The sequence below is a fragment of the Microbacterium sp. 2216-1 genome, assembly GCF_046507855.1.
GTDB classification, from domain to species: Bacteria; Actinomycetota; Actinomycetes; order Actinomycetales; family Microbacteriaceae; genus Microbacterium; species Microbacterium esteraromaticum_C.
In genome coordinates this window covers 1,331,424-1,354,585 of the sequence record NZ_JBKFTM010000001.1, presented here as the reverse complement: position 1 = coordinate 1,354,585, position 23,162 = coordinate 1,331,424, and the positions used below count along the sequence as shown (strand labels likewise).

Here is a 23,162-nt window from a genome sequence, read left to right as displayed (position 1 = left end):
GAGTCAGGAGGCGATGAAGAGTCTCAGGCACGCCGCAGCGTTCGCCCTCCCTGTCGTCGCCGCTACGGCCGCGGCGGCCGCCGTCGCGGTGTTCAGTACCGCCCGCCGCGTGGTGACGCCCGCCGTCCGCCAGAAGGATGTGCGCATCCGTTCCGTGGACACCGCGGCGCAGACGATCGAGCTCGACCGCACGGTCGATACAGAGCTCCCCGGCCGCTATGGGCTGTTCACCGCGGGATCGCACGACTACGTCAAGCTCGGCGCGGTGCTGAGCGCTGATGCCACCAGTGTGCGGCGCAAGCTGCTCACACAGATCGCACCCGATGCGCACCTCGATCAGGACGCCGCGTTCAGCGGCTGGTACTACGTCGCACCGGATGAGCTGCACCTGCCGTGGAAGAACGTGCTGATCGGCTCGCCGGCCGGACCCTGCCCGGCGTGGCTGTTCCCGCAGTCCTCCTCTACCTGGGTGATCCAGGTGCACGGCCGGGGCACGACGCGTTCGGAGTGCCTGCGCGCGGTGCCTGTCTTCCACGCGCTCGGCCTGCCCGTGCTCGTGGTCTCATACCGCAACGATGGCGAGGCGCCGCGTTCGCGGCGGGGTTCTTACGCGCTCGGGGCCGCGGAGTGGCGCGACGTCGACGCGGCGATCGGGTACGCGATGCGCCACGGCGCCGAGCGCATCGTGCTGATGGGCTGGTCGATGGGCGGCGCGATCGCGCTGCAGACGGCGGTGTCATCCGCGCATCGGGAGGCGATCGCGGCACTAGTGCTGGATTCGCCGGTCGTGGACTGGCGCACCGTGCTGCGGTTCCAGGCGCGCGAGGCGGGCCTGCGGGAGCCCTTGCCCGCACTGGCGATGGGAGCGCTCCAGAACTCCGTGATGGCACGACTGAGCGGCGCCGAGGCGCCGATCGCGTTCGACCGTCTCGACATGGTGGCACGGGCATCCGAGCTCGATGCTCCTGTGCTGATCCTGCACAGCGAGGACGACGGTTTCGTGCCTGCCGACGCCTCGCACGCGCTCGCGAAGGCACGCCCGGATCTGGTCACCATGCCCGAGATCTCGGTCGCGCGGCACACCAAGCTGTGGAACTACGACCAGAGCGGGTGGACGGCGACGATCACCGACTGGATCACTGCGCAGGGCCTGGCCGAGGACAGCGCACCGAACTGAGCACTCAGCGCTTCTGTGCGACCTGGTTCTTGGCGCGCATCAGCATCCCGGTCATCCCGCCGATCCGCAGCGGCGAGACCAGTTTGGTCAGCCCGATCGTCTGGGGGTAGTCGCTGGGGATCGCCAACACCTCGTCAGCGGTCAGCCCGGTGATGCCCTGCGCGAGGATGCTGGCGAACCCGCGGGTCGTCGGTGCCTCCGGCGGCGCCGTCGCATGCATGGCGACGATGCCGTCGGAGACCTCGACGATGATGAATACAGGAGACTGGCACTCAGCGACGCGCTCGTACAGCTCGGGATGGTCGGCGAGACGCTCCGGGACGGCCGGCAGCTCGTTCGCGAACTCCAGCAACAGCTCGAGGCGGTCGCTCTCGGGCAACTCGAGGAACTCGTCGCGGAACTCGGCGAGCGCGGCAGGGACGGGCGTGTCAGTCATCCCTGTGATTCTCCCACGCTCAGAGCGCGCCGGGCTCCGTGCCGGTCACGATCGGCACCCGCACGGCACTGCCCCATTCGGTCCATGAGCCGTCATAGTTGCGTACGTTCTCGAAGCCCAGCAGGTGCTGCAGCACGAACCAGCTGTGGCTGGAGCGCTCTCCGATACGGCAGTACGCGATCACGTCGTCGCCGGGCGTGAGACCGGCGCCGTCGAGGTAGATCTGCTCCAGTTCGGCGCGCGACTTGAATCCGCCGTCCTCAGCGACCGCGCGCGCCCACGGCACACTCTGCGCCGTCGGAATGTGACCGCCGCGCAGCGCGCCCTCCTCGGGGTATGCGGGCATGTGGGTGCGCTCACCGGAGTACTCCTCGGGAGAGCGCACGTCGATCAGCGGTCCGTGGCCGATGAAGGCCAGCACGTCGTCCTTGTAGGCGCGCAGCACCGAGTCGTCGCGCTCGACGACCGGGTACTCGGTGGCGGGACGCACGGTCTTCTCGGTGGTGAGCTCACGGCCCTCGGCGATCCACTTGTCGCGGCCTCCGTCGAGCAGGCGCACGTCCTCGTGCCCGAACAGCGAGAACACCCACAGGGCATATGCGGCCCACCAGTTGTTCTTGTCGCCGTAGATCACCACGGTGTCATCGCGCGAGATGCCCTTGCGGCTGAGCAGAGCGGCGAAGCCCTCGCCGTCGACGTAGTCGCGCACCACCGGGTCGTTCAGCTCGGTGTGCCAGTCGACCTTCACCGCACTTGGGATGTGGCCGGTCTCGTACAGCAGCACATCCTCGTCGGACTCGACGACGACGAGGCCGGGGGTGCCAAGGTTCTGTGCGAGCCACTCGGTGGTGACGAGACGACCGGGTTCGGCGTACTCGGCGAACTTGGCGGATGAGGTGTCGTGTGCGACGGTCACTATTGCTCCTCTGGGTGCAGGATGCCTGGGGTGTTGATGGACGGCGTAAAATCGAGCCGTCCCCTTTGACCCTAGATCCCTTCCAGCGTGCCCGCACTCGGATCGCAAGACTATGACTTCAGGAACGTGATGACCCAGCAGATCGGCACGGGTGTCGTGCATCTCACCGAACGCACACCCGTCGTGACCGGAGACGAGATGCTGGCCAGTCTTGTTCCGCCCCCGCAGTTCGACGGTGCGACCTTCGAGAGCTACCGCGCGGACGAGGCCTACCCGTCACAGGACGAGGCGAAGCGCACGCTGATGCGCTTCGCCGGTGGGGGAGAGCCCGTGAAGAGGGCCGGGCTGTTCCGGCGCGCACCGAAGATCGAGCCCATGAAGCCGGGCGTCTACCTGGACGGCGGGTTCGGCGTCGGCAAGACCCACCTGTTGGCGTCGGTCTATCACGCGATGCCGGCACGGCGGAAGTATTTCGGGTCGTTCATCGAGTACACCGCGCTGGTCGGAGCTCTCGGCTACAAGAACACCGTCGATCTGCTGCGCGGGGCCGACTTGCTCTGCATCGACGAGTTCGAGCTCGACGACCCGGGCGACACCATGGTCATGACCCGACTGCTGGGCGAGTTGGTGGCATCCGGAACCCGCCTCGCCGCCACCTCGAACACGCCGCCGAACGCGCTCGGCGAGGGACGCTTCGCGGCGCAGGACTTCCTGCGCGAGATCCACGCGATGTCCGAGGCGTTCCAGACGCTGCGCATCGATGGCGTCGACTACCGGCAGCGCGCTATCGATGGCACTGCCGTCGTGCTCGACGATGCCGGCTACGCCGCGACGATCGCGCGGAGCGCGACCGCGGGGACGGCATCCGACGATGACTTCTCGGATGCCATCCGTCACCTCGCCCAGGTGCATCCTTCGCGCTACATCCGTCTCATCGACAACGTCGACGTGGTCGGTCTGCGCGACGTGCGCGTGCTGAGCGATCAGTCCGAGGCGTTGCGGTTCGTCGCATTCGTCGACCGCGTCTACGACGCGCAGCTGCCGATCGCCGCGACCGGCGTCTCGCTCGACGCCGTGTTCGCCGATGAGATGCTCTCGGGCGGTTACCGCAAGAAGTACCTGCGCGCGATCTCCCGACTCAACGCACTCACGCACTCATTGCCCGACGCCGCGTAACGCGACGTTCACATTCGGCCACGGCCTGTAACACGGCCGCAACACAGCGCGTCGGTCGTCGAAACACGGCCGCCGCAGACTGAGCCTCGTTCACATGATTGAAGGAGGTTGGGATGGATGCTGCGGGCAACATCTCCTGGGCGATCACAGCCACTGCACTGGTGCTGCTGATGACACCGGGAGTGGCATTCTTCTATGGCGGACTGGTCAAGGCCAAGAGCGTCATCAGCATGATGATGATGAGCTTCGGCGCGATCGGTCTGATCGCGGTGCTCTGGGTGCTGTACGGGTTCTCGATGAGCGCGGTGTCAGACCCGATGCAGTTCGCGGGCAATCCCTTCGCCGACTTCGGCTTGGTGGACACCGCCGCGGGGGACGGTGCGAACGTGGCGCTGCTGAGCGTGGCTTACGGCGCCACGTTCGCGATCATCACGGTCGCGCTGATCTCGGGAGCGATCGCGGATCGGGCGAGGTTCGGTCCGTGGTTGATCTTCGTCGGCGTGTTCGGCACCCTCGGGTACTTCCCGATCGCCGCATGGGTGTGGGGCGGTGGCTGGATCATGAACCTCGGAACGGCGCTGTTCGGTGAGGAGAGCGGCATCGCCGTGATCGACTACGCCGGTGGCACCGCGGTGCACATCAACGCGGGAGCCGCCGCTCTCGCGCTGGCGCTCGTGCTGGGCAAGCGGATCGGCTTCGCCAAGGGCATCCAGCGTCCGCACAACGTGCCGCTGACGCTGCTGGGGGCGGCGTTGCTGTGGTTCGGCTGGTTCGGGTTCAACGCCGGTGCGGAGTGGCTGGCCGACGACATGGGCAAGGTGGGCCTGATCGGGATCAACACCCTGGGGGCGGCGGCCGCGGGCATCCTCGGCTGGATCCTGATCGAGCGCATCAAGGACGGCAAGCCGACGTCGGTCGGCGCGGTGTCGGGCCTCGTGGCCGGTCTTGTCGCGATCACGCCGGCCTGCGCGAACCTCACGCCCGGTTGGGCGCTGCTGCTGGGCGCACTCGCGGGAGTCGCCTGCGCTCTTGCGGTGGACCTGAAGTACCGCTGGGGCTTCGATGACTCGCTCGACGTCGTGGGTCTGCACCTGGTGGGAGGTCTGCTGGGCACGGTGTACCTCGGCTTCTTCGCGACCGACCAGGGGCTGTTCACCGGTGGGGACTGGCGGTTGCTCGCGGTGCAGGTGATCGCGGCCGGGGGAGTGCTGGTGTACTCGTTCGTGGTGGCCTTCGTGATCGGCTTGGCGATCGAGAAGACGATCGGGTTCCGGGTGACCAGCGAGGATGAGGTTGCGGGCGTCGACCAGGTCGTGCATGGCGAGGCGGGCTACGCGCTGGTCGAGTAGCTGCTGGATAGGGTGGGCAGGTGAGCTCGACGAACAAGTTCCTGTCCGCCCTCGCCGGCATCGTCAATCGGATGCTGGTGAAGGACGAATCACAGCGACCACCGCGTCGCCGGCACGCCGGCGACGCGGTGCTTCGTCCGGAGGGGCGGTCGCGTTCGGGTGGGTCGGTCGCGCGCGATCAGGCCGAGGACGTCGAACCGGGGCGGATGCCCGGTGCCGAGACCGTGCAGGTCGATCCGGAACGGGTCGATGATGTCGCGGTCGGCTACTCACCGTCCCGCAACGACGCGCCGGACTCGGGTGAGATCATCTGGACCTGGGTGCCGTACGAGGAGAACGACGGCCGCGGCAAGGACCGCCCCGTTCTCGTGATCGGGCGGCACACGGCCGATCGCGTGTACGCCGTGCGGATGACCAGCAAGCCGCATGACCGCGATCGTGACTACCTGCCGATCGGCTCGGGAGCGTGGGATGTGCGCGGGCGTGAGTCCTGGGTGGACATCGAGCAGTTGTACAGCGTGCACCACGACGGCATGCGCCGCGAGGCGGCGGTGCTTGACGCTCAGCGCTACGCGCGTGTGGCGCGTGCGCTGATCGCACGCTACGGCTGGGCGCGTGAGTAGGACTCAGTCGCCCTGACCATCTTCGTCGGACTGCTCGGGCTGCGTCTTCACCGCGGAGATCTCGAACTCGAGCGTGATCTTCTCTGAGACCAGCACGCCACCCGAGTCGAGCGGGGTGTTCCATTCCAGGCCGAAGTCTCTGCGATTCAGGCGCCGACTTCCCTCGAAGCCGGCCCGCAGCTCGCCGTACGCCCCCGTCTCGATGCCCGTCAGGGCCAGCGGGATCATCACCTGACGCGTGACGTCGCGGATGGTGAGCTCTCCCGTGACGCCGAAGGCGCGATCGTCGACTTCTTCGATCTGCGTGCTCACGAACGTGATCTGCTGCCACTTCTCGGCGTCGAAGAAGTCGGCGCTGCGCAGGTGCTCGTCGCGCTGAGGGCTGCGGGTGTCGATGCTGGAGACCTCCATGCTGACCTTCGCCCAGGACTTCTCGGGCTGCTCGGTGTCGACATGCAGGTGACCGGTGATGTCGTTGAACGCCCCGCGAACGGTCGTGACCATCGCGTGCTTGGCCGAGAATCCGATGCGGGTGTGAGCCGGGTCGATCTCCCAATCGCCGTTCACCTTCGCGTGTTCGATCACGTGACGCTCCTGTTTCTTCTCGCTCGGGTAGCGATATGCCGGATCGAGCGTACCGGCATCGGTTGGGTCCGGTCGAACGGTGCCACGGGAGCGTGCGGCGTCCGCGCATCAGCCAGTGTTCCCGTTCCGACGAGGACGCCCGCCAGGATCCAGGCGGACACCTGCCCGTAGCCCGTTCCCGGCGGTACATCGTGGTGCCCGCCGACGAAGCCCAGCGCGAGTGCGTACTCGGTGATGTTGTTCATGAGCAGCACGAGCACAGCTGCGCTGATGCCGAGAACTCGTGCAGGGCGAGTTCGAAGCACGAAGGCGGCCGTGATGGTGAGAACAAGAGCGAGACCCCAGAGAGGCGCCAATGCTGCGAGATGCTCCGGGCCATCCATCGCCGCCGTGCAGGCCTCGACGGAACTTCCTGCAGCGCAAGGGAGCCACGCCTGGTGGGTCAGTATCGCGCCGCGGATGCCCACCGCAACAAGCGAAGCCGCCAGCACCCCACCAAGCACAAGTCGAAACGCGCGCATCCGAGCCCCCAGTTCGTCGCGGCTCAGCCTAGCGCCGGCGAGTGCGTCGCTTCACTCGGCATGGACCGCCCGCTTGGAACGAAGAAAGGCCCGGGAGCTTCCCGGGCCTTTCGATGGTGGGCGATGCGGGACTCGAACCCACGACCTCTTCCGTGTGAAGGAAGCGCGCTACCAACTGCGCCAATCGCCCATGTGTTGTTGTGATGTGCTCAAGGGCACAGATAGAGATCATACCCGATCGGCGGGGGAGTGCCGGTACCGTGGCGCAGCCCGGGCGTGGCGCTCGGCGTGCGCGTCGTCGGACACGCCCGGATGCGCGGAGTGGTTTGGTGATGCGGTGAACCTGGGCTAATGTATTTCAAGTGCCCGGGACGCCGGGAACGAAATGCGGATGTAGCGCAGTTGGTAGCGCATCACCTTGCCAAGGTGAGGGTCGCGAGTTCGAGTCTCGTCATCCGCTCGAGTGCAGGAGCCCCCGTAAGGGGGTTTCGGCATGTGGAGTTCGAATCCACCTCGCGGTGGCGTGGCCGAGAGGCTAGGCACCGGCCTGCAAAGCCGTTTACACGGGTTCGAATCCCGTCGCCACCTCTCCGACAACTGAATAGCCCATTGGGCGCGATTGGCGCAGCGGTAGCGCGCTTCCCTGACACGGAAGAGGTCACTGGTTCGATCCCAGTATCGCGCACAGACGAAACCCCCGGTCCAGCCGGGGGTTTTCTTGTTTCCGATGCAGTGGATGCCCAGGGTGATCGGGCATCTGCCGCACTCGGCTTCTCTGCCAGGTACGCCGTGTGTGGTCGGTCAGAGTGGTGAACGTGGGGTAAAGTAGTTGATGTGCCCGGGACACCGGGAACGAAATGCGGATGTAGCGCAGTTGGTAGCGCATCACCTTGCCAAGGTGAGGGTCGCGAGTTCGAGTCTCGTCATCCGCTCGAAAGTAGGAAGTCCCGCAAGGGTCCTGCTGGTCTGAACTGAACAGCCCTTTGGGCGCGATTGGCGCAGCGGTAGCGCGCTTCCCTGACACGGAAGAGGTCACTGGTTCGATCCCAGTATCGCGCACAGAAAGAACCCTCTGAGAGATCAGGGGGTTCTCTGCTTTCCGCGTCACACACCCGCATCGGGGCGATGGACAGCATCCGCCGTGACAACCGACGCACCACGCACTCTCGCCGTCCCGTACCTTGGTCGTGATGTCGGGACGCGGGCGTCGACCGGAGTCGACTCCCGCCGCATCGCTCCAACGCGGGGGTGATGCGTCCCGCGGGGAGGAGTGCACCATGGCCCACGGTCGCTCGAAACGGGCAGTGAACGCCGAACGGCTCAAGGAGCGCATCTACATCTCCTTCGCCGCGCTAGCGGTGCTGGTCGCCCTCTCTGCCCACGAGGTGGCGCCTGAAGCTGCCACCGGAACGCTCGTGATCACTGTGCTGGGAACGGTGACCGCCGTTTTTGTGGCCGACATGCTCTCGCATCTGGTTGTGCAGGGCGGGCTTCCCACTGCTGCCGAGTTGCGCCACGCGCTGGCCGCGAGTTTTGGGGCCGCAACCGCCGGCATCGCCCCTGTGCTGCTGCTCATCGGGGCGATCGCGGGGTGGTGGTCAACGGAGTTCGCGCTACTGGCGGGGCAATTGTGCGTCGTGCTCGGCCTGGTCATCGTCGCGTACCTCGCTGTGCGACGCGTGCCGATGCGCTGGTGGCAGCGGATCATCGCACTCGGCGTCGAAGCGCTCGTCGGCTCTCTCGTCGTCATCATTCAGGTCGCCGCCCACGGCGGCTGACGGCCGGCGATCCGCTCTTCGATTTGGCATTCGTTATACCCCCTAGGGTATAGTCGATCTCATCACGCATACCCCTAGGGGTATCCAAATGAGATTGAGGATGAGTCATGTGCCGACCGACGACCTGCCGCACCTGCGGAAAGACGACCTGGGCGGGCTGCGGCCAGCACGTCGCATCTGTGAAGCGCAGCGTTCCCGCCGGACAGTGGTGCGGCGGAACGCACACGCAAGCGCAGATCGACGCCGCCAAGTCCGAGCGCGGCGGATTCTTCGCACGCCTGTTCGGGCGCTGAGAACACGCACCACCCACTGACCGACTGCTCCGCACACGAAGGGACTGACCATGCTTCTGGAACGCATCTACGATGAGGACCTCGCGCAGGCGAGCTACGTCATCGGCTGCCAGGCGAAGGGCGAGGCGATCGTCGTCGACCCCCGCCGCGACCTCGACGTCTACCTGGATCTTGCCGCGAAGAACGGTATGAAGATCGTCGCCGTCACCGAGACCCACATCCACGCGGACTACCTCTCGGGCACCCGCGAGCTCGCCGCCGCCACCGGCGCGACGATGTACGTCTCCGACGAGGGTGGTCCCGACTGGACGTACTCGGATGCCTTCGTCGGCGCCGTGCGGATGAAGCACGGTCACCGCATCGCGCTCGGCAACATCACCGTCGAGGCGGTTCACACCCCCGGGCACACCCCCGAGCACCTGTCGTTCCTCGTCACCGATGGCGCGCAGTCGAGCGATCCCGGGTTCATGCTCACCGGCGACTTCGTGTTCGTCGGTGATCTCGGACGCCCCGACCTGCTCGATGAGGCCGCCGGCTTCGTCGACACCCGTTTTGCCGGGGCCAAGGACCTGTTCGCCAGCCTGCGCGACCGGTTCCTCACCCTGCCCGATTACGTGCAGGTGCTTCCCGCCCACGGTTCCGGATCGGCCTGCGGCAAGGCGCTGGGAGCGATCGCATCGACCACGGTCGGCTACGAGCGCAACTTCTCGTGGTGGTCCCGCTATCTGAAGAACGATGATGAGCAGGGCTTCATCGATGAGTTGCTCAACGGCCAGCCCGACGCTCACGCGTACTTCGCTCGGATGAAGCAGCAGAACAAGATCGGCCCCGCAGTGATCGGCGACGAGCCCGAGCTCATCGAGTACACCAGCGAGCGGCTGGGGATCGAACTCGCCGATGACAGTGTCATCTTCGTCGACACCCGCCACAACGGCCAGGTGCACGAGGGAACGGTCGAGGGTGCCCTGAACATCCCGGGCGTTCAGAAGGCCGCCAGCTACGGCGCGTGGGTGTACGACCCCGAGACAGAGCAGCGTCCGCTGGTGCTGCTCGCCGCGAGTCGCGATGAGGCCGAGCAGATGCGCGATCACCTGATCCGCGTCGGCATTGACGCTGTGCGGGGCTTCATCACCTCTCTGGACGGACTCGACCTGGTCGTACCCAAGCTCGTCCAACCCGAGGACCTCGACGGATTCGAGCATGTCCTGCTGCTCGACGTGCGCAACAAGACCGAGTTCGCTGCCGGACACCTGCCGGGCGCTGCACAGCTCTCGGGCGGCCGTGTGCTGTGGAACCTGGACCAACTGCCGGCTGCGGACGCCGGCACGATCGTCACCTACTGCCAGAGTGGCGTGCGCAACAGCGTCGCCGCCAGTGCACTGCGCCGCAAGGGCTACGACATCGCCGAGCTCGACGGCAGCTACAACGCCTGGGTCCAGATGTCGGGCGCCCTGCCCGTCGCCGCCTGATCCGAAGCCCGTTCTGGAGCCCGAGTGGAACCCCATCTGATTATCATCGCTCTCGCGCTTGCCGCGCTGGTGGGCGTCTCGCTCGGGCTTCTCGGCGGCGGAGGGTCGATCCTCACCGTTCCGATTCTCACCTACGTACTGGGGATGGAACCGCGAGAGGCGATCGCCTCGTCGCTGTTCATCGTCGGTGCGACCAGCGCGGTGAGCATGATCAGTCATGCGCGCGCCGGGCGAGTGCGCTGGAAGACCGGCGCACTCTTCGGCGTGGCCGGTATGGCCGGCGCCTTCGTCGGCGGGCTCATCGGCGGGTTCATCCCTGGTGTGGTGCTCATGGTGCTCTTCGCGATCATGATGATCGTCACCGCCATCGCCATGATCCGCGGACGCAAGTCCGCGGGCGACGCGGCATCGGCAGCCACACACGGCCGTGCGACGATCCGCATCCTCATCGACGGACTTCTCGTCGGCGTCGCGACGGGTCTGGTCGGCGCCGGCGGGGGATTCCTCGTCGTGCCCGCGTTGAATCTGCTCGGCGGCCTGCCCATGGCCGTCGCCGTCGGTACCTCGCTGCTCGTGATCGCCATGAAGTCGTTCGCGGGGCTCGGTGGATACCTGCTCTCGGTTCCCGTGCAGTGGCCCATCGTGCTCGGATTCACCGCAACGGCGATCGCCGGATCGTTCGTCGGCGTCGCCCTCGCCGGACGCCTCCCCGAGCGGGCACTCCGCCGCGGGTTCGGCATCTTCGTGCTGGCGATGGGCGCGTTCGTACTGACCCAAGAACTGCTCCCACTCCTAACGACCCTGACCACCTGACCGCCCTCACCACCAGACAGGACAGCCCTGTGACATCCGACCCCTCCGGCATTCGCGCCGACGCGCCGAGGATCGGCCGCTTCGTCCCCGGCTACGCAACCGCCGTCATCGACGAGCGTGCCGTGCGCGCCGGCGCCGGCATCCTCTTCCTGCTCGGTGGTGTCTCCTTCGCGGCGGCGTACTTCACCGGTCGCGTCGAGATCATGCAACCGTTCGGCATGCTCTTTCTGATCGACATGCTGCTGCGTGTGACAGCCGGAGACCGGTGGTCACCGTCGCTCGCGCTCGGTCGTCTCGCTGTCCGAGGGCAGCGTCCGGAGTGGGTTGGCGCACCGCAGAAGGCATTCGCATGGTGGCTCGGCTTCGGTCTTGCGGCCATTTCGTGCGCCAGCATGGGGGTGTTCGCCGCGCCGTTGTGGCTCACACTGGCGTTGTGCAGCATCTGCCTGACGCTCCTGTTCCTGGAGACCGCCTTCGGCATCTGCGTCGGCTGCGCCCTGCAGGCGCGATTCGGCCGTACGCCACCGCAGTACTGTCCCGGCGACAGCTGCGTCGTCGAACAACCCACCCCCACTTCTTGATCACCCCGCCTCACCACGACCCCTACGAAAAGGACACCTCATGCGCCGTCTTCTCGCCGTCTCGGCATCCGCCATCGCCCTCGCCCTGACGCTGACCGCCTGTGCCGGTTCGCCGAGCACCACCGCCGAACCGATCGAGATCAGCACCGACACCGTCGTGCTCGACGTGCGCACTCCCGACGAGTACGCGGGCGGGCACCTCGAAGGGTCGACCCTGCTCGACTTCAACAGCGGTGAGCTCGCCGCCGCGATCCCGAACCTGGACCCCGACGCGGAGTACCTCGTCTACTGCCGCTCGGGCAACCGAGCCGGTCAGGCCATCGCGCTGATGGAGCAGGCCGGATTCACCACGCTCACCAATCTCGGCTCGCTGCAGCAGGCCGCCGATGCCACGGGCCTGCCGATCGTGAAGTGAGGGAGCGGGGTACTCCGGCGCGCGTCGCCGAACGCGTAGACTCGTGGGCATGGAATCCGCCGCGCTGACCATCGTGACCTCTGTCACCGGTGTCGTCGTGCGAACTACGAGGGCCTGAGCGGGCAGGGCGCACAGCGCCCGCAGCTGAGTCGACTCCTTCCATCGTCTATCTGGAGATACCCCGTGTCAGACAACGCCCAATCCACCTCCGAACAGCGCGACGGCTTCGCCCTGTTCACCGATCGATCCGTCGTCGCGATGACCGTCAACGGCGAACTGAAAGATCTCGCCGCCACCGTCACCGACACCGACGTGGTCGAGCCGGTCACGATCGACAGCCCGGTCGGCCTCAGCATCCTGCGCCACTCGACCGCGCACGTGCTCGCGCAGGCGGTGCAGCGCATCCGTCCGCAGTCGAACCTCGGTATCGGCCCGCCGATCACGGACGGATTCTACTACGACTTCGGCGTCGATGAGCCCTTCACCCCCGAGGATCTGAAGGCGATCTCGAAAGAGATGCAGCGCATCATCCGCGAAGGTCAGCGCTTCACGCGCCGGGTCGTCACCGAGAGTGAAGCGCGCGCCGAACTCGCACACGAGCCCTTCAAACTCGAGCTGATCGATCTCGCCGGAGGGCCTGGCTCTGGCGCGGATGCTGCCGAAGGCGCTTCCGCGGAGATCGGCGGCGGCGAGCTGACCATCTACGACAACGTCACGAAGGACGGCGAGGTCGCTTGGAAGGATCTCTGCCGCGGCCCGCACGTGCCAGGCACGCGTATGATCGGCAACGGCTGGGACCTCACCCGCGTCGCGGCCGCCTACTGGCGCGGTAGCGAGAAGAACCCCCAGCTGCAGCGGATCTACGGCACGGCCTGGCCCACCAAGGAAGAACTGCGCGCGTACCAGGAGCGTCTGGCAGAGGCCGAGCGTCGCGACCACCGCAGGCTCGGCGTCGAGATGGACCTGTTCTCGTTCCCAGACGAGATCGGCTCGGGGCTGGCGGTGTTCCACCCCAAGGGTGGCATCATCCGCTACGAGATCGAGGAGAACCTGCGCCGCCACCTGCTGCGCAACGGGTACGACGTCGTCAACTCCCCGCACATCACCAAGAAGGACCTGTTCCAGACGTCGGGGCACCTGCAGACCTACGCCGACGGCATGTTCCCCCCGATGCACCTCGATGAGGTCGTCGACGACGAGGGCAACGTCACGCGCCAGGGGCAGGATTACTACCTCAAGCCGATGAACTGCCCGTTCCACAACCTGATCTTCCGCGCGCGCGGCCGCAGCTACCGCGAGCTGCCATTGCGTCTGGCCGAGTTCGGCACGGTGTACCGGTACGAGAAGAGCGGCACGCTCTCGGGTCTGACGCGTGTGCGCGGCCTGACGCAGGACGACGCACACATCTACGTCACCCAGGACCAGGTGCGCGAGGAACTCGCGACCAACCTCAACCTCGTGCTCGAGCTGCTGCGCGATTACGGGCTGAACGATTTCTACCTGGAGCTGTCGACCAACGAGGTGGGCAACCCCAAGTTCCTCGGTGAGCCCGAGCAGTGGACCACTGCGATCGACACGCTGCGCGAGGTCGCCGTCGAGTCCGGTCTCGAGCTGGTGGACGACCCGGGTGGAGCGGCGTTCTACGGTCCGAAGATCTCAGTGCAGGCGCGCGACGCCATCGGACGCACCTGGCAGATGTCGACGATCCAGCTCGACTTCAACCAGCCCGAGCGCTTCGAACTGGAGTACACCGGCCCCGACGGAGCCAAGCACCGCCCGGTGATGATCCACCGCGCCCTGCTCGGCTCGGTGGAGCGCTTCTTCGCGATCCTGCTGGAGCACTACGCCGGCGACTTCCCGCTGTGGTTGGCTCCCGCGCAGGTGGTCGGCGTGCCGGTGGCCGATGACTTCGGTCCTTACCTCGACGAGGTCATCGGGCAGTTGCGCGCCGCGGGCATCCGCGCCGACGTCGACCACTCCGACGACCGGATGCAGAAGAAGATCCGCAACCACACCACCGCCAAGGTGCCGCTGATTCTCATCGCAGGTGCGCAGGACCGCGACGCCGGAACCGTCTCGTTCCGCTTCCGTGACGGCACCCAGGAGAACGGTGTGCCGGTCGAGGTCGCGATCGAGCGGATCCGGAACGCAGTCGCGAACCACGCGCGGGTGATGACGGCCGAGGACCTCGCGTGAGCACGGAACAGGATCAGCAGCCGACGCCCGAGGACGCCCGGCACCTCGCCGGTGTTCCGGATGAGTTCCAGCGGCTGTGGACTCCGCACCGGATGGCGTACATCCAGGCGGGGCCGGAACCGCTGCGTGAGGAGTGCCCGTTCTGCGAGGCACCCAAGCACGATGACGCCGAGCGACTGATCGTCGCGCGTGGCAAGACCGCGTACGTGCTGCTGAACCTGTTCCCGTACAACTCCGGCCACCTTCTGGTGTGCCCTTACCGTCACATCGGCACCTACGATCAGGCCACGCCCGAGGAGGTCGCCGAGATCGGCGCTCTCACGCAGATCGGGATGCGCGTGCTGCGTGACGTCTCTCGGTGCGATGGATTCAACCTCGGAATGAATCAGGGAGCCGTGGCAGGTGCCGGCGTCGCTGAGCACCTGCATCAGCACATCGTGCCGCGGTGGTCGACCGACGCGAACTTCTTCCCGATCATCGCCAAGACCAAGGCGCTGCCACAGCTGCTCGGCGAGGTGCGCGACGCCGTGGCCCGCGCCTGGCCTGTGGATAACTGAATCGCAGGTGGCGCTGCGCTGAAAGACTGGGGTGACAGATTCTCGGGAGGGAATATGACCACCGCATCTCATCGCCTGAGCGTGGCTGCGCCGCTCGCCGTCGTGGCCACGCTCGCGCTCGCCCTGACTGCCTGCGCGCCCACGGAGTCGCCGCGCACAACCCCCACGAACAGCTCGGCACCCGCACCCGACGACGACAAAGCGATGGCCGATGCTCTCGCTGAGCGCGATGCCTTCCTCGAAGAGCAGCAGCTACCGCTCGATGGGTCACCGTTGGTCGCTGTCACCGAAGCGCAGAAGCAACTCGTGGCGCAGGCTCGTGAGCGCGCGGAAGCGCAGGGCGGAACCTGGACCGAGCGGGAGGAATGGATCCTGCTCGCGCTGGGGTCGGATACCTGTGAGAGCGGCATCCTGAACCAGCACCGCATCGATGCCGAGTTCATGATGGCCATGCTCAGCGGTTCGCCATTGGTGCAGCAACTGGTCCCCGCAGACGCGACGCAAAGCGAGCTCGGCGCACGTCTTCAGGGCATTGCGAAGACCGCGGTGTTCGCCGCCGGGTATATGTGCCCCGATGACAAAGCCGCGTGGGACTCCGCGCTGCAAGAGGCGTTTCCCGAGTAGCCGGGTGCTCAGCGCACCTGCCGTGCGGTGAACTGCATCCGCGGGTTGGCGTAGCGCTCCTGCGATTCGATCAGGCGCAGTTCGCGATCCCCGGAGTCGAGGGTCGCCTGCAGCAGGTCGAACACGCTCGACACCGTGCGCTCGAGCGCGAGCTTCGCATCGCCGGTCGAGACGTAGTGTGCGGTGAACAGCGCCGCCGTCACGTCTCCCGAGCCATTGGCCTTCATCGGCAGGTGCGGTGTGGCGACGAGCCAGGCGCCCTTGCCGTCCACGGCAAGCATCTCGATCGTTCCCTCGTCGCGGTCAGGGCGCTCGACCGAGGTGACCAGCACGGTCGACGGTCCCATGGCCATCGCGGCGTCAACCGAGGCCAGGGTGGAATCCAGGGTGTCGGGCTCGGTTCCCGTCAGAAAGCCGAGCTCGAACTGGTTCGGGGTGATGATGTCGGCCACGGGCACGACGCGATCGCGCAGCAGGTCGGGGATCGCGGGAGCGACGAAGCAGCCCGACTTGGCGTTGCCCATCACGGGGTCGCACGCGTACACGGCGTTCGGATTCGCCGCCTTCACCTGTGCGACGGCGTCGATGATGACGTCGGCAATGCCCTCGCCACCCTGGTAGCCGCTGAGCACGGCGTCGATCTCGGGCATCACGCCGCGGTCACTGATGCCGGTGATGACCTCGCGCACGTCGGTCGGGTCGATCATCGGTCCGCGCCACGCCCCGTACCCGGTGTGGTTCGAGAAGTTCACCGTGTAGACCGGCAGCACATCGACACCGATGCGCTGCAACGGGAAGACGGCGGCGGAGTTGCCGACGTGTCCGTGAGCGACGGCCGACTGGATCGAGAGGATCTTCATCCCTTCATCCTCTCATCCGGCGGACCCGGGCCCGTCACTGCCGTGCGACGGGTGCTCAGCGCTGCGCGGCGACCAGATCATCGATCAGACGCGCGGCGTCGGCATCCGACAGATCGTGCACCGTCAATCGCAGGTGGTGCGACGCGGGCGAGGATTCGTCGATGCAGAACTCGTCGCCCGTGCGCGCCAACCACCCCCGCCGCATCAGGCGCTCGGCGGTCGTGCGCGCGGGGACGGTCAATCGCACCCACAGGCTCAGCCCGTCGACGGAACTCGTCGAGATGCCGTGCGTCTCGAGCGCGGCGGCGAAGGCGGCGTTGCGCTCTGCGTAGTGCGCGGATGCCGTCGAGATCTGCGTCCTCGCCGACGCATCGGTGAGCTGGGCGTGCGCCAGACGCTGCAGCAGATGGCTGACCCAGGTCGTGCCGGGGCTCAGACGCAAAGAGAGTCGTTCTGCCGTCGTGGGATCGGTCGCGGCGAGGGCGAGGCACATATCGGGACCGAGGAACTTCGACACCGAGCGAACGAGCGCGTAGCGGCGGTGCTGAGGGCCGATGAGGGTCGCGTACGCGTGCGGGGAGAGCAGCGAGAAGTGATCGTCCTCGATGATGAGCACGTACGGGTGATCGGCCAGAACCTCGCGCAGCGCGGCGGCGCGCTCGGGTGTGAGGGTGACACCGGTCGGGTTCTGCGCACGCGGCGTGCTGATGATGGCGCGGACGCCGGCGTCGAGCGCCGCACGCAACCCCTCGACGGTCATGCCCTCGTCATCGACCGGCACGGGCACGGCGCGGTAGCCGCCCAGGCGCACCGTATGGATGCTCGCCAGGAAGCAGGGGTCTTCGAGCGCGACGGCATCATCGCGCATCAGCGCCTGCGCGAGCAGTCGTTCCACGGCGTCGACGGCTCCGCTGGTGACGCAGATGGTGAGATCGTCGCGGTGCAGATCGGCGTGCATCCACTCACGGGTCCACGCTTCGAGCGCCGCGTCGATGACCGGTTCGCCGTACAGCACGGGACGCCCCACGATGCGGCTGAGCGCGGGGGTCGGGTCGGGGATGAGCGCTGGGTCGGGGTTGCCCGAGGCGATGTCGTGCAGCACGGTATCGGCGAGGCCCTCTTGCGCGACGCTCTCGGCACCGGCGATCAGCGTGCCGGCTCGGCCGCGGGAGATGACGAGTCCGGCCCCGGCGAGCTGACGGTAGGCGGCGACGGCGGTGTTGCGATTGATTCCGAGGCGGACGGCCAGTTCGCGCACCGGGGGGAGGGCGTCGCCGGGGCGCAGCGTGCCGCGTTCGCGCAGGCCGCGCACACTGTCGGCGATCTCTGCGGCGGTGCTTCCGGTGATCTGGTCGTCCACGGTTCGATTCTATGGTGCTATGTTTTGACATAGGCCAAACCGATTTTTGTCACAAGAGGAGTGACCATGGCATCCGACCAGAACCCCACCACCGGATCGCAGCGGGTCAAGCGCGGTCTCGCCGAGATGCTCAAGGGCGGCGTCATCATGGACGTCGTCACCGCAGAGCAGGCGAGGATCGCCGAGGATGCCGGTGCCGTCGCCGTCATGGCGCTCGAGCGCGTGCCGGCGGACATCCGCGCGCAGGGCGGCGTCTCGCGAATGAGTGACCCCGACATGATCGACAGCATCATCGACGCCGTCTCGATCCCCGTGATGGCCAAGGCGCGCATCGGGCACTTCGTCGAGGCGCAGGTGCTGCAGGAGCTCGGCGTCGACTACATCGACGAGTCCGAGGTGCTCTCGCCCGCCGACTACGTCAACCACATTGACAAGTGGCCCTTCACCGTGCCGTTCGTGTGTGGTGCGACTCACCTGGGTGAGGCGCTGCGCCGCATCACCGAAGGAGCGGCGATGATCCGCTCGAAGGGTGAGGCCGGCACCGGCGACGTGTCCGAGGCGATGAAGCACATCCGCAAGATCCGTGGTGAGATCGCAGCTCTCGGCGCACTGTCGAAGGATGAGCTGTACGTTGCCGCGAAGGAACTGCAGGCGCCCTACGAGCTCGTCGCCGAGATCGCCGACACCGGTCAGCTGCCCGTCGTGCTGTTCGTCGCCGGTGGCGTTGCCACTCCCGCCGATGCCGCGATGATGATGCAGCTCGGTGCGGACGGTGTGTTCGTCGGATCGGGCATCTTCAAGTCCGGCGACCCGGCGGCGCGCGCGAAGGCGATCGTGAAGGCGACGACCTTCTTCGACGACCCCAAGGTCGTCGCCGAGGTCTCGCGCGGACTGGGGGAAGCGATGGTCGGCATCAACGTCAGCGACCTGCCCGCGCCGCACCGTCTCGCTGAGCGTGGCTGGTAACCCGCACGTCGGCGTGCTCGCGCTGCAGGGTGACGTGCGCGAGCACGCCGCCCTGCTCGCGAGCCTCGGGGCTGAGGTGACGCTTGTCCGTCGTCCCGAGGAACTCGCCCGTGTCGACGGGCTGGTCATCCCCGGTGGGGAGTCGAGCGTCATCGACAAGCTGGCGCGCACCTTCGGCATGCAGCATCCGATCCGCGACGCGATCTCGGCAGGACTTCCGGTGCTGGGTACCTGCGCGGGACTGATCATGCTCGCGGACCGGCTCGCGGACGGCATCGAAGGGCAGCAGACCTTCGGAGGACTCGACGTTCTCGTGCGCCGAAACGCGTTCGGACGTCAGGTCGACTCCTTCGAGGGGGCGATCCACGTGCCGGCCCTGGGCGAGCCCGCTGTGCGGGCCGCATTCATCCGCGGTCCCGTGGTCGAGGACGTCGGATCGGATGCCGTCGTGCTGGCCGTCCTGGACGACGGCAGCATCGTCGCCGTCGAACAGGGGAACCTGCTCGGGATCAGCTTCCACCCCGAGATCTCGGGGGAGACGCGGTTCCACGAGCGCTTCCTCGCCAGGGTGGCGGAGCGGACGGCAGTCCGCGCCGCCTGACAGTCACAGCAGCGCGCTGAGCCACCGCAGCGCCGCGAACGCCTGCGCGCGCTGGAAGACGCGCAGGCCGGGGACCTGCGCCGGCTCGGGTTGCCCCTGCCAGTACCAGAAGTACGAGCTTATGCCCGCGATGATCGGCAGGTGCTCGTGCGGGTCAGGTGCGCCGAACTCCTGAAAGATCGGCCATGCCTGTTCGCAGGACGGGCCGCCGCCGGCCTCGACGCTCGGCAACAGGGAAGGCAGGTCGAACCACGGCACACCGTGCACCGCCCACGGCCAGTCCACGAATCGTGCGTCGCCGTCACCGATGAGGATGTTGTCCGCACGGAGATCGCCGTGGATCAACATCCGCCCAGTGACGGCGTCGGCGAACCCTCGCTCCATATCCACCAGGCGCGGTATCTGCGCGGCCAGGTCGTGCGGCAGTGCGTCTCGCAAAGCGGCGTCGTCGGCAATCCGATGCCACCGTGTGAATTCCGCTATGTCATCCCGAGCATCCGGGACGCCACCCGGGGCGGGGGTTTCGGCGAGACGGCTCAGCGTGCGCGCGACCGACCGCAGGTCCGCGGCCGACCATGCCGCGCCGGGGTGAGCGCCGTCGACGACGTCGGTGACGAGGGCGAAGCCGTCATCGCCGTCGATGACGGCAAGAGCACGCGGCGCCAGCGACCGCGGGATGCTGGGGAGCAGCGCGCCCTCCCTGCGGTAGAGCGTGAGCGAGACTGCGTGGGAGGCGGGCCCCGCCGCCTTCACGAACGCCCTTCCCTTTGTGGTGCTGACGACGCCGGCGTATCCCGCGCTGAATCCGCCCTGCGCGGCAACGTCATCGACATACGTGCCGCCGATGCAATCCACAACGCTCGCTCGAAGGGTGGCGGGCAACGACGACCACGCGGGCCTGGCCCGCTGCGCACCTGCTTGCATCCGGCAAGCCTAAGGGCCGACGGTGGGGCAGACCCGATCTGACCGGGCACGATGCGCCGAGCTCACATCGAGGCGACGAGTCGAGCGATCGCGGCGACGGTCCGGTCGACGTCCGCCGGCGTGGTCGCCCACGAGGACATCGAACATCTCAGGGTGGCATGGCCACGCCATTCCGCGCCGGTCATCACCGCAGTGCCGTCGCGCAGGATCGCTTCCCCGAGGGCCCGCGTACCGTCGTCCGAGTCCATGCGCAGCATCACCTGGGTGTAGTCGACGTCGTTGATGACCCGCACTCCCGTGATGGAGGCGAGTCCCTGCGCCATCGCCACGGCGTTCGCGTGCAGGCCATCGATCAGGCGGATGACCCCGGTGCGCCCGAGGCTGCGCAGAGCCGCAAACGCGGGGACACCCCGCGCGCGGCGCGACAGTTCAGGTGTGACATCCCACGGGTCGAGGCCCGAGTAGATCAGATAGTCGCCTCCGGTGCGGAACGCAGCGATCGAATCGGCGGGGTCGCGGACGATCGCGACGCCGCAGTCGTAGGGGACGTTGAGCGTCTTGTGCGCATCCGTCGCCCACGAATCCGCTTCCGCCATGCCCGACGTCAGATGCTGCAGCGAGGGCGAAGCCGCGGCCCACAGACCGAAGGCGCCGTCCACGTGCACCCACGCTCCGTGGTCGCGCGCGATCGGTATGAGCGCGGCGAAGTCGTCGAAGGCCCCCGTGTGGACTTCCCCGGCTTGAAGGCAGACGATCAGCGGACCGTCGGTATCGGCGAGTGCCGTCGTCAGCGCCTCGGGCCGCATTCGGCCCTGATCGTCGGATTCGACGACCGTGACCTCGGCCCGGCCTATGCCGAGGTACCGCGCCGCCCGATCGATCGAGCCGTGTCGATCAGCACCGACGACGAAGCGGATCGCCGGAGCGCAGCGCATTCCCCGCTCTGCGAGGTCCCACCCCGTGCGGGCCAGCACGGCTGCCCGGGCAGCACCCAGGCAGGTGAAGTTGGCGATCTGACCACCTGTGACGAACCCCACGCTCGCGTCGGGCGGTAGGCCGAGGAGATCGAGCATCCATGTGCCCGCGGTGCGCTCCATGGCCACGGTGGCGGGAGTGAGCCGGGAGGACCCCGAGTTCTGATCCCATGCGGATACGAGCCAGTCCGCCGCCAGCGCCGCCGGGTGCGTGGCGCCGATCACGAACCCGAAGAAGCGCCCCCCGGGGATCGCTACGAGCCCGGGATCGGCAGCTAGGGCGATCTGATCCACCACATCGGCGGGGTCGACGCCCTCGTCGGGTAGCGGCCCATCGAAGCGCGTCATCATGTCGTCGAAGCTCGCCCGAGGCCAGACCGGACGGTCATCGAGTCCTTGAAGGAACTCGGTGGCGCGTCGATGCGCCGCGTCGAGCGCTTTCGCCCGATCGTTCATGAACACCACTCTTGCACCGCGGAGGGACGAAAACAACGGCACCCGGGGCCGGTTCGTTAGACTGGACGACGCCCTGGAGGCGACTCCGGGCGGATAAGACGAGCGGAGACATATGTCCGGGCATTCCAAGTGGGCCACGACCAAGCACAAGAAGGCGGTCATTGACGCACGCCGTGCGAAGTCGTGGGCGAAGCTGATCAAGAACATCGAGGTCGCGGCGAAGCTGGGCGGCGCCGACCTGGCGGGCAATCCGACGCTCTACGACGCCGTCTTCAAGGCGAAGAAGATGTCGGTTCCCAAGGACAACATCGACCGCGCGGTGAAGCGCGGTGCGGGCATCGGCGGCGAGGCCGTCGAGTACGCGTCGATCATGTACGAGGGCTATGGTCCCAACGGTGTGGCACTGATGATCGAGTGCCTCACCGACAACAAGAACCGCGCCGCTGCCGAGGTGCGCACAGCCCTCAGCCGCAACGGCGGCACGCTGGCAGACCCGGGTTCGGTCGCCTACAACTTCTCGCGCAAGGGCGTCATCGTCGTCGGCTCCGAGGGCACCACCGAGGACGACGTCATGATGGCGGCGCTCGAAGCGGGAGCCGAGGAGATCGAGCCGCACGCCCAGGGGTTCGAAGTCGTGACCGAGGCGACCGATCTCGTCGCGGTGCGCACGGCGCTGCAAGAAGCGGGCATCGACTACGAGTCGGCGGACGTCGAGTTCGTGCCGAACCTCAAGGTCGAGATCGACGCAGACACCGCGCGCAAGATCTTCCGCCTGATCGATGCGCTCGAAGACAGCGACGACGTGCAGAACGTGTTCAGCAACTTCGACCTGCCCGCAGAGGTGCAGGCCGAGCTCGAGAACGACGGCGACGAGGACTGACTCCGGGCGCGCCTGATCAACGGGCGCACGGCGGACCGTAGCCTGGGGGAGTGAGCACCCTTCGCGTATTGGGCATCGACCCTGGGCTGACCCGTTGCGGCGTCGGCATCGTGGATGTCGATCGCGCCCGCAGGGCCACCCTTGTGCACGTGGGTGTTGTGCGCACCCCGCCCGACGCCGACATCGCTGAGCGCCTCGCCGGCATCGCCGCGGGCATCCGCACCGCGATCGACGAGCACCGTCCCGAGGCCGTCGCCGTTGAACGCGTCTTCGCGCAGCAGAACCGTCAGACGGTGATGGGTACAGCGCAAGCCTCCGGTGTCGCGCTGCTCATCGCCGCCGAAGCGGGTCTTCCGGCGGCGACCCACACGCCCAGCGAGGTCAAAGCGGCCGTCACCGGATACGGGTCCGCCGACAAGCGGCAGGTGCAGTCCATGATCGCCCGCATCCTGCGCTTGGATGCCCCACCCCAGCCCGCAGACGCCGCGGATGCCCTGGCGATCGCGCTGTGCCATGCGTGGCGACGGGACGGTGCGTCGGTCGCCGGGGGAGCCGCCCAGACACCGGCTCAACGTGCGTGGGCGGATGCTGAGCGCGTCGCTCGAATGTATGTACGACCCAACCGCTAGGCT

The 23,162-nt window shown here is 67.3% G+C and carries 25 protein-coding genes and 6 tRNA genes; 22 read left to right on the top strand and 9 right to left on the bottom strand.

What is annotated here, in order from left to right; genetic code table 11:
* The first annotated feature begins 13 nt into the window (after positions 1-13).
* Complete coding sequence (locus ACLD0U_RS06325) at positions 14-1,177, top strand: alpha/beta hydrolase family protein (protein ID WP_410340111.1); 1,164 nt, start codon at positions 14-16, stop codon at positions 1,175-1,177.
* Positions 1,178-1,181: 4 nt separating this feature from the next.
* Here the strand turns inward: ACLD0U_RS06325 and ACLD0U_RS06320 are convergent, their stop codons facing one another.
* Complete coding sequence (locus ACLD0U_RS06320; RefSeq protein ID WP_206549823.1) at positions 1,182-1,613, bottom strand: SufE family protein; 432 nt, start codon at positions 1,611-1,613, stop codon at positions 1,182-1,184.
* A 19-nt stretch (positions 1,614-1,632) separates the two neighbouring features.
* Positions 1,633-2,529 carry a sulfurtransferase gene (locus ACLD0U_RS06315; RefSeq protein WP_410340110.1) on the bottom strand — a complete coding sequence of 299 codons (897 nt, stop codon included), beginning with the start codon at positions 2,527-2,529 and terminating at the stop codon, positions 1,633-1,635.
* 129 nt (positions 2,530-2,658) lie between these two features.
* On the opposite strand from ACLD0U_RS06315, the gene zapE reads away from it, so the two are divergent.
* The 3 genes from zapE (at position 2,659) to ACLD0U_RS06300 (ending at position 5,677) form a co-directional block, all read left to right on the top strand.
* Complete coding sequence (gene zapE, locus ACLD0U_RS06310) at positions 2,659-3,705, top strand: cell division protein ZapE (RefSeq protein WP_410340109.1); 1,047 nt, start codon at positions 2,659-2,661, stop codon at positions 3,703-3,705.
* Positions 3,706-3,818: 113 nt separating this feature from the next.
* A complete protein-coding gene (locus ACLD0U_RS06305; protein ID WP_206823868.1) occupies positions 3,819-5,054 on the top strand; it encodes an ammonium transporter in 1,236 nt (411 codons plus the stop codon).
* A 206-nt stretch (positions 5,055-5,260) separates the two neighbouring features.
* Entirely contained in the window at positions 5,261-5,677 is a 417-nt protein-coding gene (locus ACLD0U_RS06300; RefSeq protein ID WP_242519685.1) for a type II toxin-antitoxin system PemK/MazF family toxin, read from the top strand.
* A 3-nt stretch (positions 5,678-5,680) separates the two neighbouring features.
* Here ACLD0U_RS06300 and ACLD0U_RS06295 read toward each other — a convergent pair whose 3' ends face one another.
* The 3 genes from ACLD0U_RS06295 to ACLD0U_RS06285 all read right to left on the bottom strand — a co-directional run bounded on the left by ACLD0U_RS06295 (position 5,681) and on the right by ACLD0U_RS06285 (position 6,973).
* A complete protein-coding gene (locus ACLD0U_RS06295; protein ID WP_410340108.1) occupies positions 5,681-6,262 on the bottom strand; it encodes a YceI family protein in 582 nt (193 codons plus the stop codon).
* Complete coding sequence (locus ACLD0U_RS06290; RefSeq protein WP_410340107.1) at positions 6,259-6,567, bottom strand: hypothetical protein; 309 nt, start codon at positions 6,565-6,567, stop codon at positions 6,259-6,261. Before ACLD0U_RS06290 ends, ACLD0U_RS06295 begins: the two co-directional genes overlap by 4 nt.
* Before the next feature lie 330 nt (positions 6,568-6,897).
* Positions 6,898-6,973: transfer RNA gene (locus tag ACLD0U_RS06285), tRNA-Val, on the bottom strand.
* A gap of 197 nt (positions 6,974-7,170) precedes the next feature.
* Between ACLD0U_RS06285 and ACLD0U_RS06280 the strand changes: the two genes are divergently transcribed.
* The 14 genes from ACLD0U_RS06280 to ACLD0U_RS06215 all read left to right on the top strand — a co-directional run bounded on the left by ACLD0U_RS06280 (position 7,171) and on the right by ACLD0U_RS06215 (position 15,509).
* Positions 7,171-7,243 (top strand) — tRNA-Gly (locus ACLD0U_RS06280).
* Positions 7,244-7,300: 57 nt separating this feature from the next.
* A tRNA-Cys gene (locus tag ACLD0U_RS06275) sits at positions 7,301-7,371 on the top strand.
* A 25-nt stretch (positions 7,372-7,396) separates the two neighbouring features.
* Positions 7,397-7,468, top strand: a tRNA-Val gene (locus ACLD0U_RS06270).
* 174 nt (positions 7,469-7,642) lie between these two features.
* Positions 7,643-7,715: transfer RNA gene (locus ACLD0U_RS06265), tRNA-Gly, on the top strand.
* Between the two features lie 55 nt (positions 7,716-7,770).
* Positions 7,771-7,842: transfer RNA gene (locus ACLD0U_RS06260), tRNA-Val, on the top strand.
* Positions 7,843-8,060: 218 nt separating this feature from the next.
* Positions 8,061-8,561, top strand: coding sequence for a hypothetical protein (locus ACLD0U_RS06255; protein WP_206549828.1), 501 nt, complete (start codon positions 8,061-8,063; stop codon positions 8,559-8,561).
* A 107-nt stretch (positions 8,562-8,668) separates the two neighbouring features.
* On the top strand, positions 8,669-8,854 hold the full coding sequence (locus ACLD0U_RS06250; RefSeq protein WP_179410763.1) for a hypothetical protein: 186 nt from the start codon (positions 8,669-8,671) through the stop codon (positions 8,852-8,854).
* Positions 8,855-8,904: 50 nt separating this feature from the next.
* Entirely contained in the window at positions 8,905-10,323 is a 1,419-nt protein-coding gene (locus ACLD0U_RS06245) for an MBL fold metallo-hydrolase (protein ID WP_206820494.1), read from the top strand.
* 24 nt (positions 10,324-10,347) lie between these two features.
* On the top strand, positions 10,348-11,136 hold the full coding sequence (locus ACLD0U_RS06240; RefSeq protein ID WP_410340106.1) for a sulfite exporter TauE/SafE family protein: 789 nt from the start codon (positions 10,348-10,350) through the stop codon (positions 11,134-11,136).
* 29 nt (positions 11,137-11,165) lie between these two features.
* Positions 11,166-11,717, top strand: coding sequence for a DUF4395 domain-containing protein (locus tag ACLD0U_RS06235; protein WP_274366955.1), 552 nt, complete (start codon positions 11,166-11,168; stop codon positions 11,715-11,717).
* Between the two features lie 40 nt (positions 11,718-11,757).
* A complete protein-coding gene (locus tag ACLD0U_RS06230; RefSeq protein ID WP_179410766.1) occupies positions 11,758-12,132 on the top strand; it encodes a rhodanese-like domain-containing protein in 375 nt (124 codons plus the stop codon).
* A gap of 258 nt (positions 12,133-12,390) precedes the next feature.
* The gene (gene thrS / locus ACLD0U_RS06225; protein ID WP_218848405.1) at positions 12,391-14,328 is read left to right on the top strand and encodes a threonine--tRNA ligase; all 1,938 of its coding nucleotides are present in this window, start codon (positions 12,391-12,393) and stop codon (positions 14,326-14,328) included.
* Complete coding sequence (locus ACLD0U_RS06220; protein WP_410340105.1) at positions 14,325-14,885, top strand: HIT family protein; 561 nt, start codon at positions 14,325-14,327, stop codon at positions 14,883-14,885. The genes thrS and ACLD0U_RS06220 overlap by 4 nt, the downstream gene beginning before the upstream one ends.
* A gap of 54 nt (positions 14,886-14,939) precedes the next feature.
* Complete coding sequence (locus ACLD0U_RS06215; RefSeq protein ID WP_410340104.1) at positions 14,940-15,509, top strand: hypothetical protein; 570 nt, start codon at positions 14,940-14,942, stop codon at positions 15,507-15,509.
* An 8-nt stretch (positions 15,510-15,517) separates the two neighbouring features.
* On the opposite strand, the gene pdxY is transcribed toward ACLD0U_RS06215, so the two are convergent.
* Both pdxY and ACLD0U_RS06205 read right to left on the bottom strand, forming a co-directional pair.
* Positions 15,518-16,369 carry a pyridoxal kinase PdxY gene (gene pdxY, locus ACLD0U_RS06210; protein ID WP_222446066.1) on the bottom strand — a complete coding sequence of 284 codons (852 nt, stop codon included), beginning with the start codon at positions 16,367-16,369 and terminating at the stop codon, positions 15,518-15,520.
* Positions 16,370-16,424: 55 nt separating this feature from the next.
* Positions 16,425-17,729, bottom strand: a complete 1,305-nt coding sequence (locus ACLD0U_RS06205; RefSeq protein ID WP_410340103.1) for an aminotransferase class I/II-fold pyridoxal phosphate-dependent enzyme — start codon at positions 17,727-17,729, stop codon at positions 16,425-16,427.
* A gap of 66 nt (positions 17,730-17,795) precedes the next feature.
* Between ACLD0U_RS06205 and pdxS the strand changes: the two genes are divergently transcribed.
* Positions 17,796-18,695 carry a pyridoxal 5'-phosphate synthase lyase subunit PdxS gene (gene pdxS / locus ACLD0U_RS06200; protein WP_410340102.1) on the top strand — a complete coding sequence of 300 codons (900 nt, stop codon included), beginning with the start codon at positions 17,796-17,798 and terminating at the stop codon, positions 18,693-18,695.
* A complete protein-coding gene (gene pdxT / locus ACLD0U_RS06195) occupies positions 18,685-19,296 on the top strand; it encodes a pyridoxal 5'-phosphate synthase glutaminase subunit PdxT (RefSeq protein ID WP_410340101.1) in 612 nt (203 codons plus the stop codon). The genes pdxS and pdxT overlap by 11 nt, the downstream gene beginning before the upstream one ends.
* Before the next feature lie 3 nt (positions 19,297-19,299).
* Here the strand turns inward: pdxT and ACLD0U_RS06190 are convergent, their stop codons facing one another.
* Positions 19,300-20,220, bottom strand: a complete 921-nt coding sequence (locus ACLD0U_RS06190) for an aminoglycoside phosphotransferase family protein (protein WP_410340100.1) — start codon at positions 20,218-20,220, stop codon at positions 19,300-19,302.
* Between the two features lie 62 nt (positions 20,221-20,282).
* Positions 20,283-21,650: a pyridoxal phosphate-dependent decarboxylase family protein gene (locus ACLD0U_RS06185; RefSeq protein WP_410340099.1), complete on the bottom strand. Its 1,368-nt coding sequence runs from the start codon at positions 21,648-21,650 to the stop codon at positions 20,283-20,285.
* 112 nt (positions 21,651-21,762) lie between these two features.
* Between ACLD0U_RS06185 and ACLD0U_RS06180 the strand changes: the two genes are divergently transcribed.
* Together ACLD0U_RS06180 and ruvC are read left to right on the top strand one after the other, a co-directional pair.
* Positions 21,763-22,530 carry a YebC/PmpR family DNA-binding transcriptional regulator gene (locus ACLD0U_RS06180; RefSeq protein ID WP_179410776.1) on the top strand — a complete coding sequence of 256 codons (768 nt, stop codon included), beginning with the start codon at positions 21,763-21,765 and terminating at the stop codon, positions 22,528-22,530.
* Between the two features lie 50 nt (positions 22,531-22,580).
* Positions 22,581-23,159, top strand: a complete 579-nt coding sequence (gene ruvC, locus ACLD0U_RS06175; RefSeq protein WP_179410777.1) for a crossover junction endodeoxyribonuclease RuvC — start codon at positions 22,581-22,583, stop codon at positions 23,157-23,159.
* Positions 23,160-23,162 lie beyond the last annotated feature (3 nt).

What these genes read in the sequence shown, in the direction of transcription:
- ACLD0U_RS06325 (WP_410340111.1), top strand. Translation starts at nt 14, where the DNA reads ATGAAGAGTCTCAGGCACGCCGCAGCGTTCGCCCTCCCTGTCGTCGCC.
- ACLD0U_RS06320 (WP_206549823.1), bottom strand. Translation starts at nt 1,613, where the DNA reads ATGACTGACACGCCCGTCCCTGCCGCGCTCGCCGAGTTCCGCGACGAG.
- zapE (WP_410340109.1), top strand. Translation starts at nt 2,659, where the DNA reads ATGACCCAGCAGATCGGCACGGGTGTCGTGCATCTCACCGAACGCACA.
- ACLD0U_RS06305 (WP_206823868.1), top strand. Translation starts at nt 3,819, where the DNA reads ATGGATGCTGCGGGCAACATCTCCTGGGCGATCACAGCCACTGCACTG.
- ACLD0U_RS06300 (WP_242519685.1), top strand. Translation starts at nt 5,261, where the DNA reads ATGCCCGGTGCCGAGACCGTGCAGGTCGATCCGGAACGGGTCGATGAT.
- ACLD0U_RS06255 (WP_206549828.1), top strand. Translation starts at nt 8,061, where the DNA reads ATGGCCCACGGTCGCTCGAAACGGGCAGTGAACGCCGAACGGCTCAAG.
- ACLD0U_RS06250 (WP_179410763.1), top strand. Translation starts at nt 8,669, where the DNA reads ATGTGCCGACCGACGACCTGCCGCACCTGCGGAAAGACGACCTGGGCG.
- ACLD0U_RS06245 (WP_206820494.1), top strand. Translation starts at nt 8,905, where the DNA reads ATGCTTCTGGAACGCATCTACGATGAGGACCTCGCGCAGGCGAGCTAC.
- ACLD0U_RS06230 (WP_179410766.1), top strand. Translation starts at nt 11,758, where the DNA reads ATGCGCCGTCTTCTCGCCGTCTCGGCATCCGCCATCGCCCTCGCCCTG.
- thrS (WP_218848405.1), top strand. Translation starts at nt 12,391, where the DNA reads ATGACCGTCAACGGCGAACTGAAAGATCTCGCCGCCACCGTCACCGAC.
- ACLD0U_RS06215 (WP_410340104.1), top strand. Translation starts at nt 14,940, where the DNA reads ATGACCACCGCATCTCATCGCCTGAGCGTGGCTGCGCCGCTCGCCGTC.
- pdxY (WP_222446066.1), bottom strand. Translation starts at nt 16,369, where the DNA reads ATGAAGATCCTCTCGATCCAGTCGGCCGTCGCTCACGGACACGTCGGC.
- pdxS (WP_410340102.1), top strand. Translation starts at nt 17,796, where the DNA reads ATGGCATCCGACCAGAACCCCACCACCGGATCGCAGCGGGTCAAGCGC.
- ACLD0U_RS06190 (WP_410340100.1), bottom strand. Translation starts at nt 20,220, where the DNA reads ATGCAAGCAGGTGCGCAGCGGGCCAGGCCCGCGTGGTCGTCGTTGCCC.
- ACLD0U_RS06185 (WP_410340099.1), bottom strand. Translation starts at nt 21,650, where the DNA reads ATGAACGATCGGGCGAAAGCGCTCGACGCGGCGCATCGACGCGCCACC.
- ACLD0U_RS06180 (WP_179410776.1), top strand. Translation starts at nt 21,763, where the DNA reads ATGTCCGGGCATTCCAAGTGGGCCACGACCAAGCACAAGAAGGCGGTC.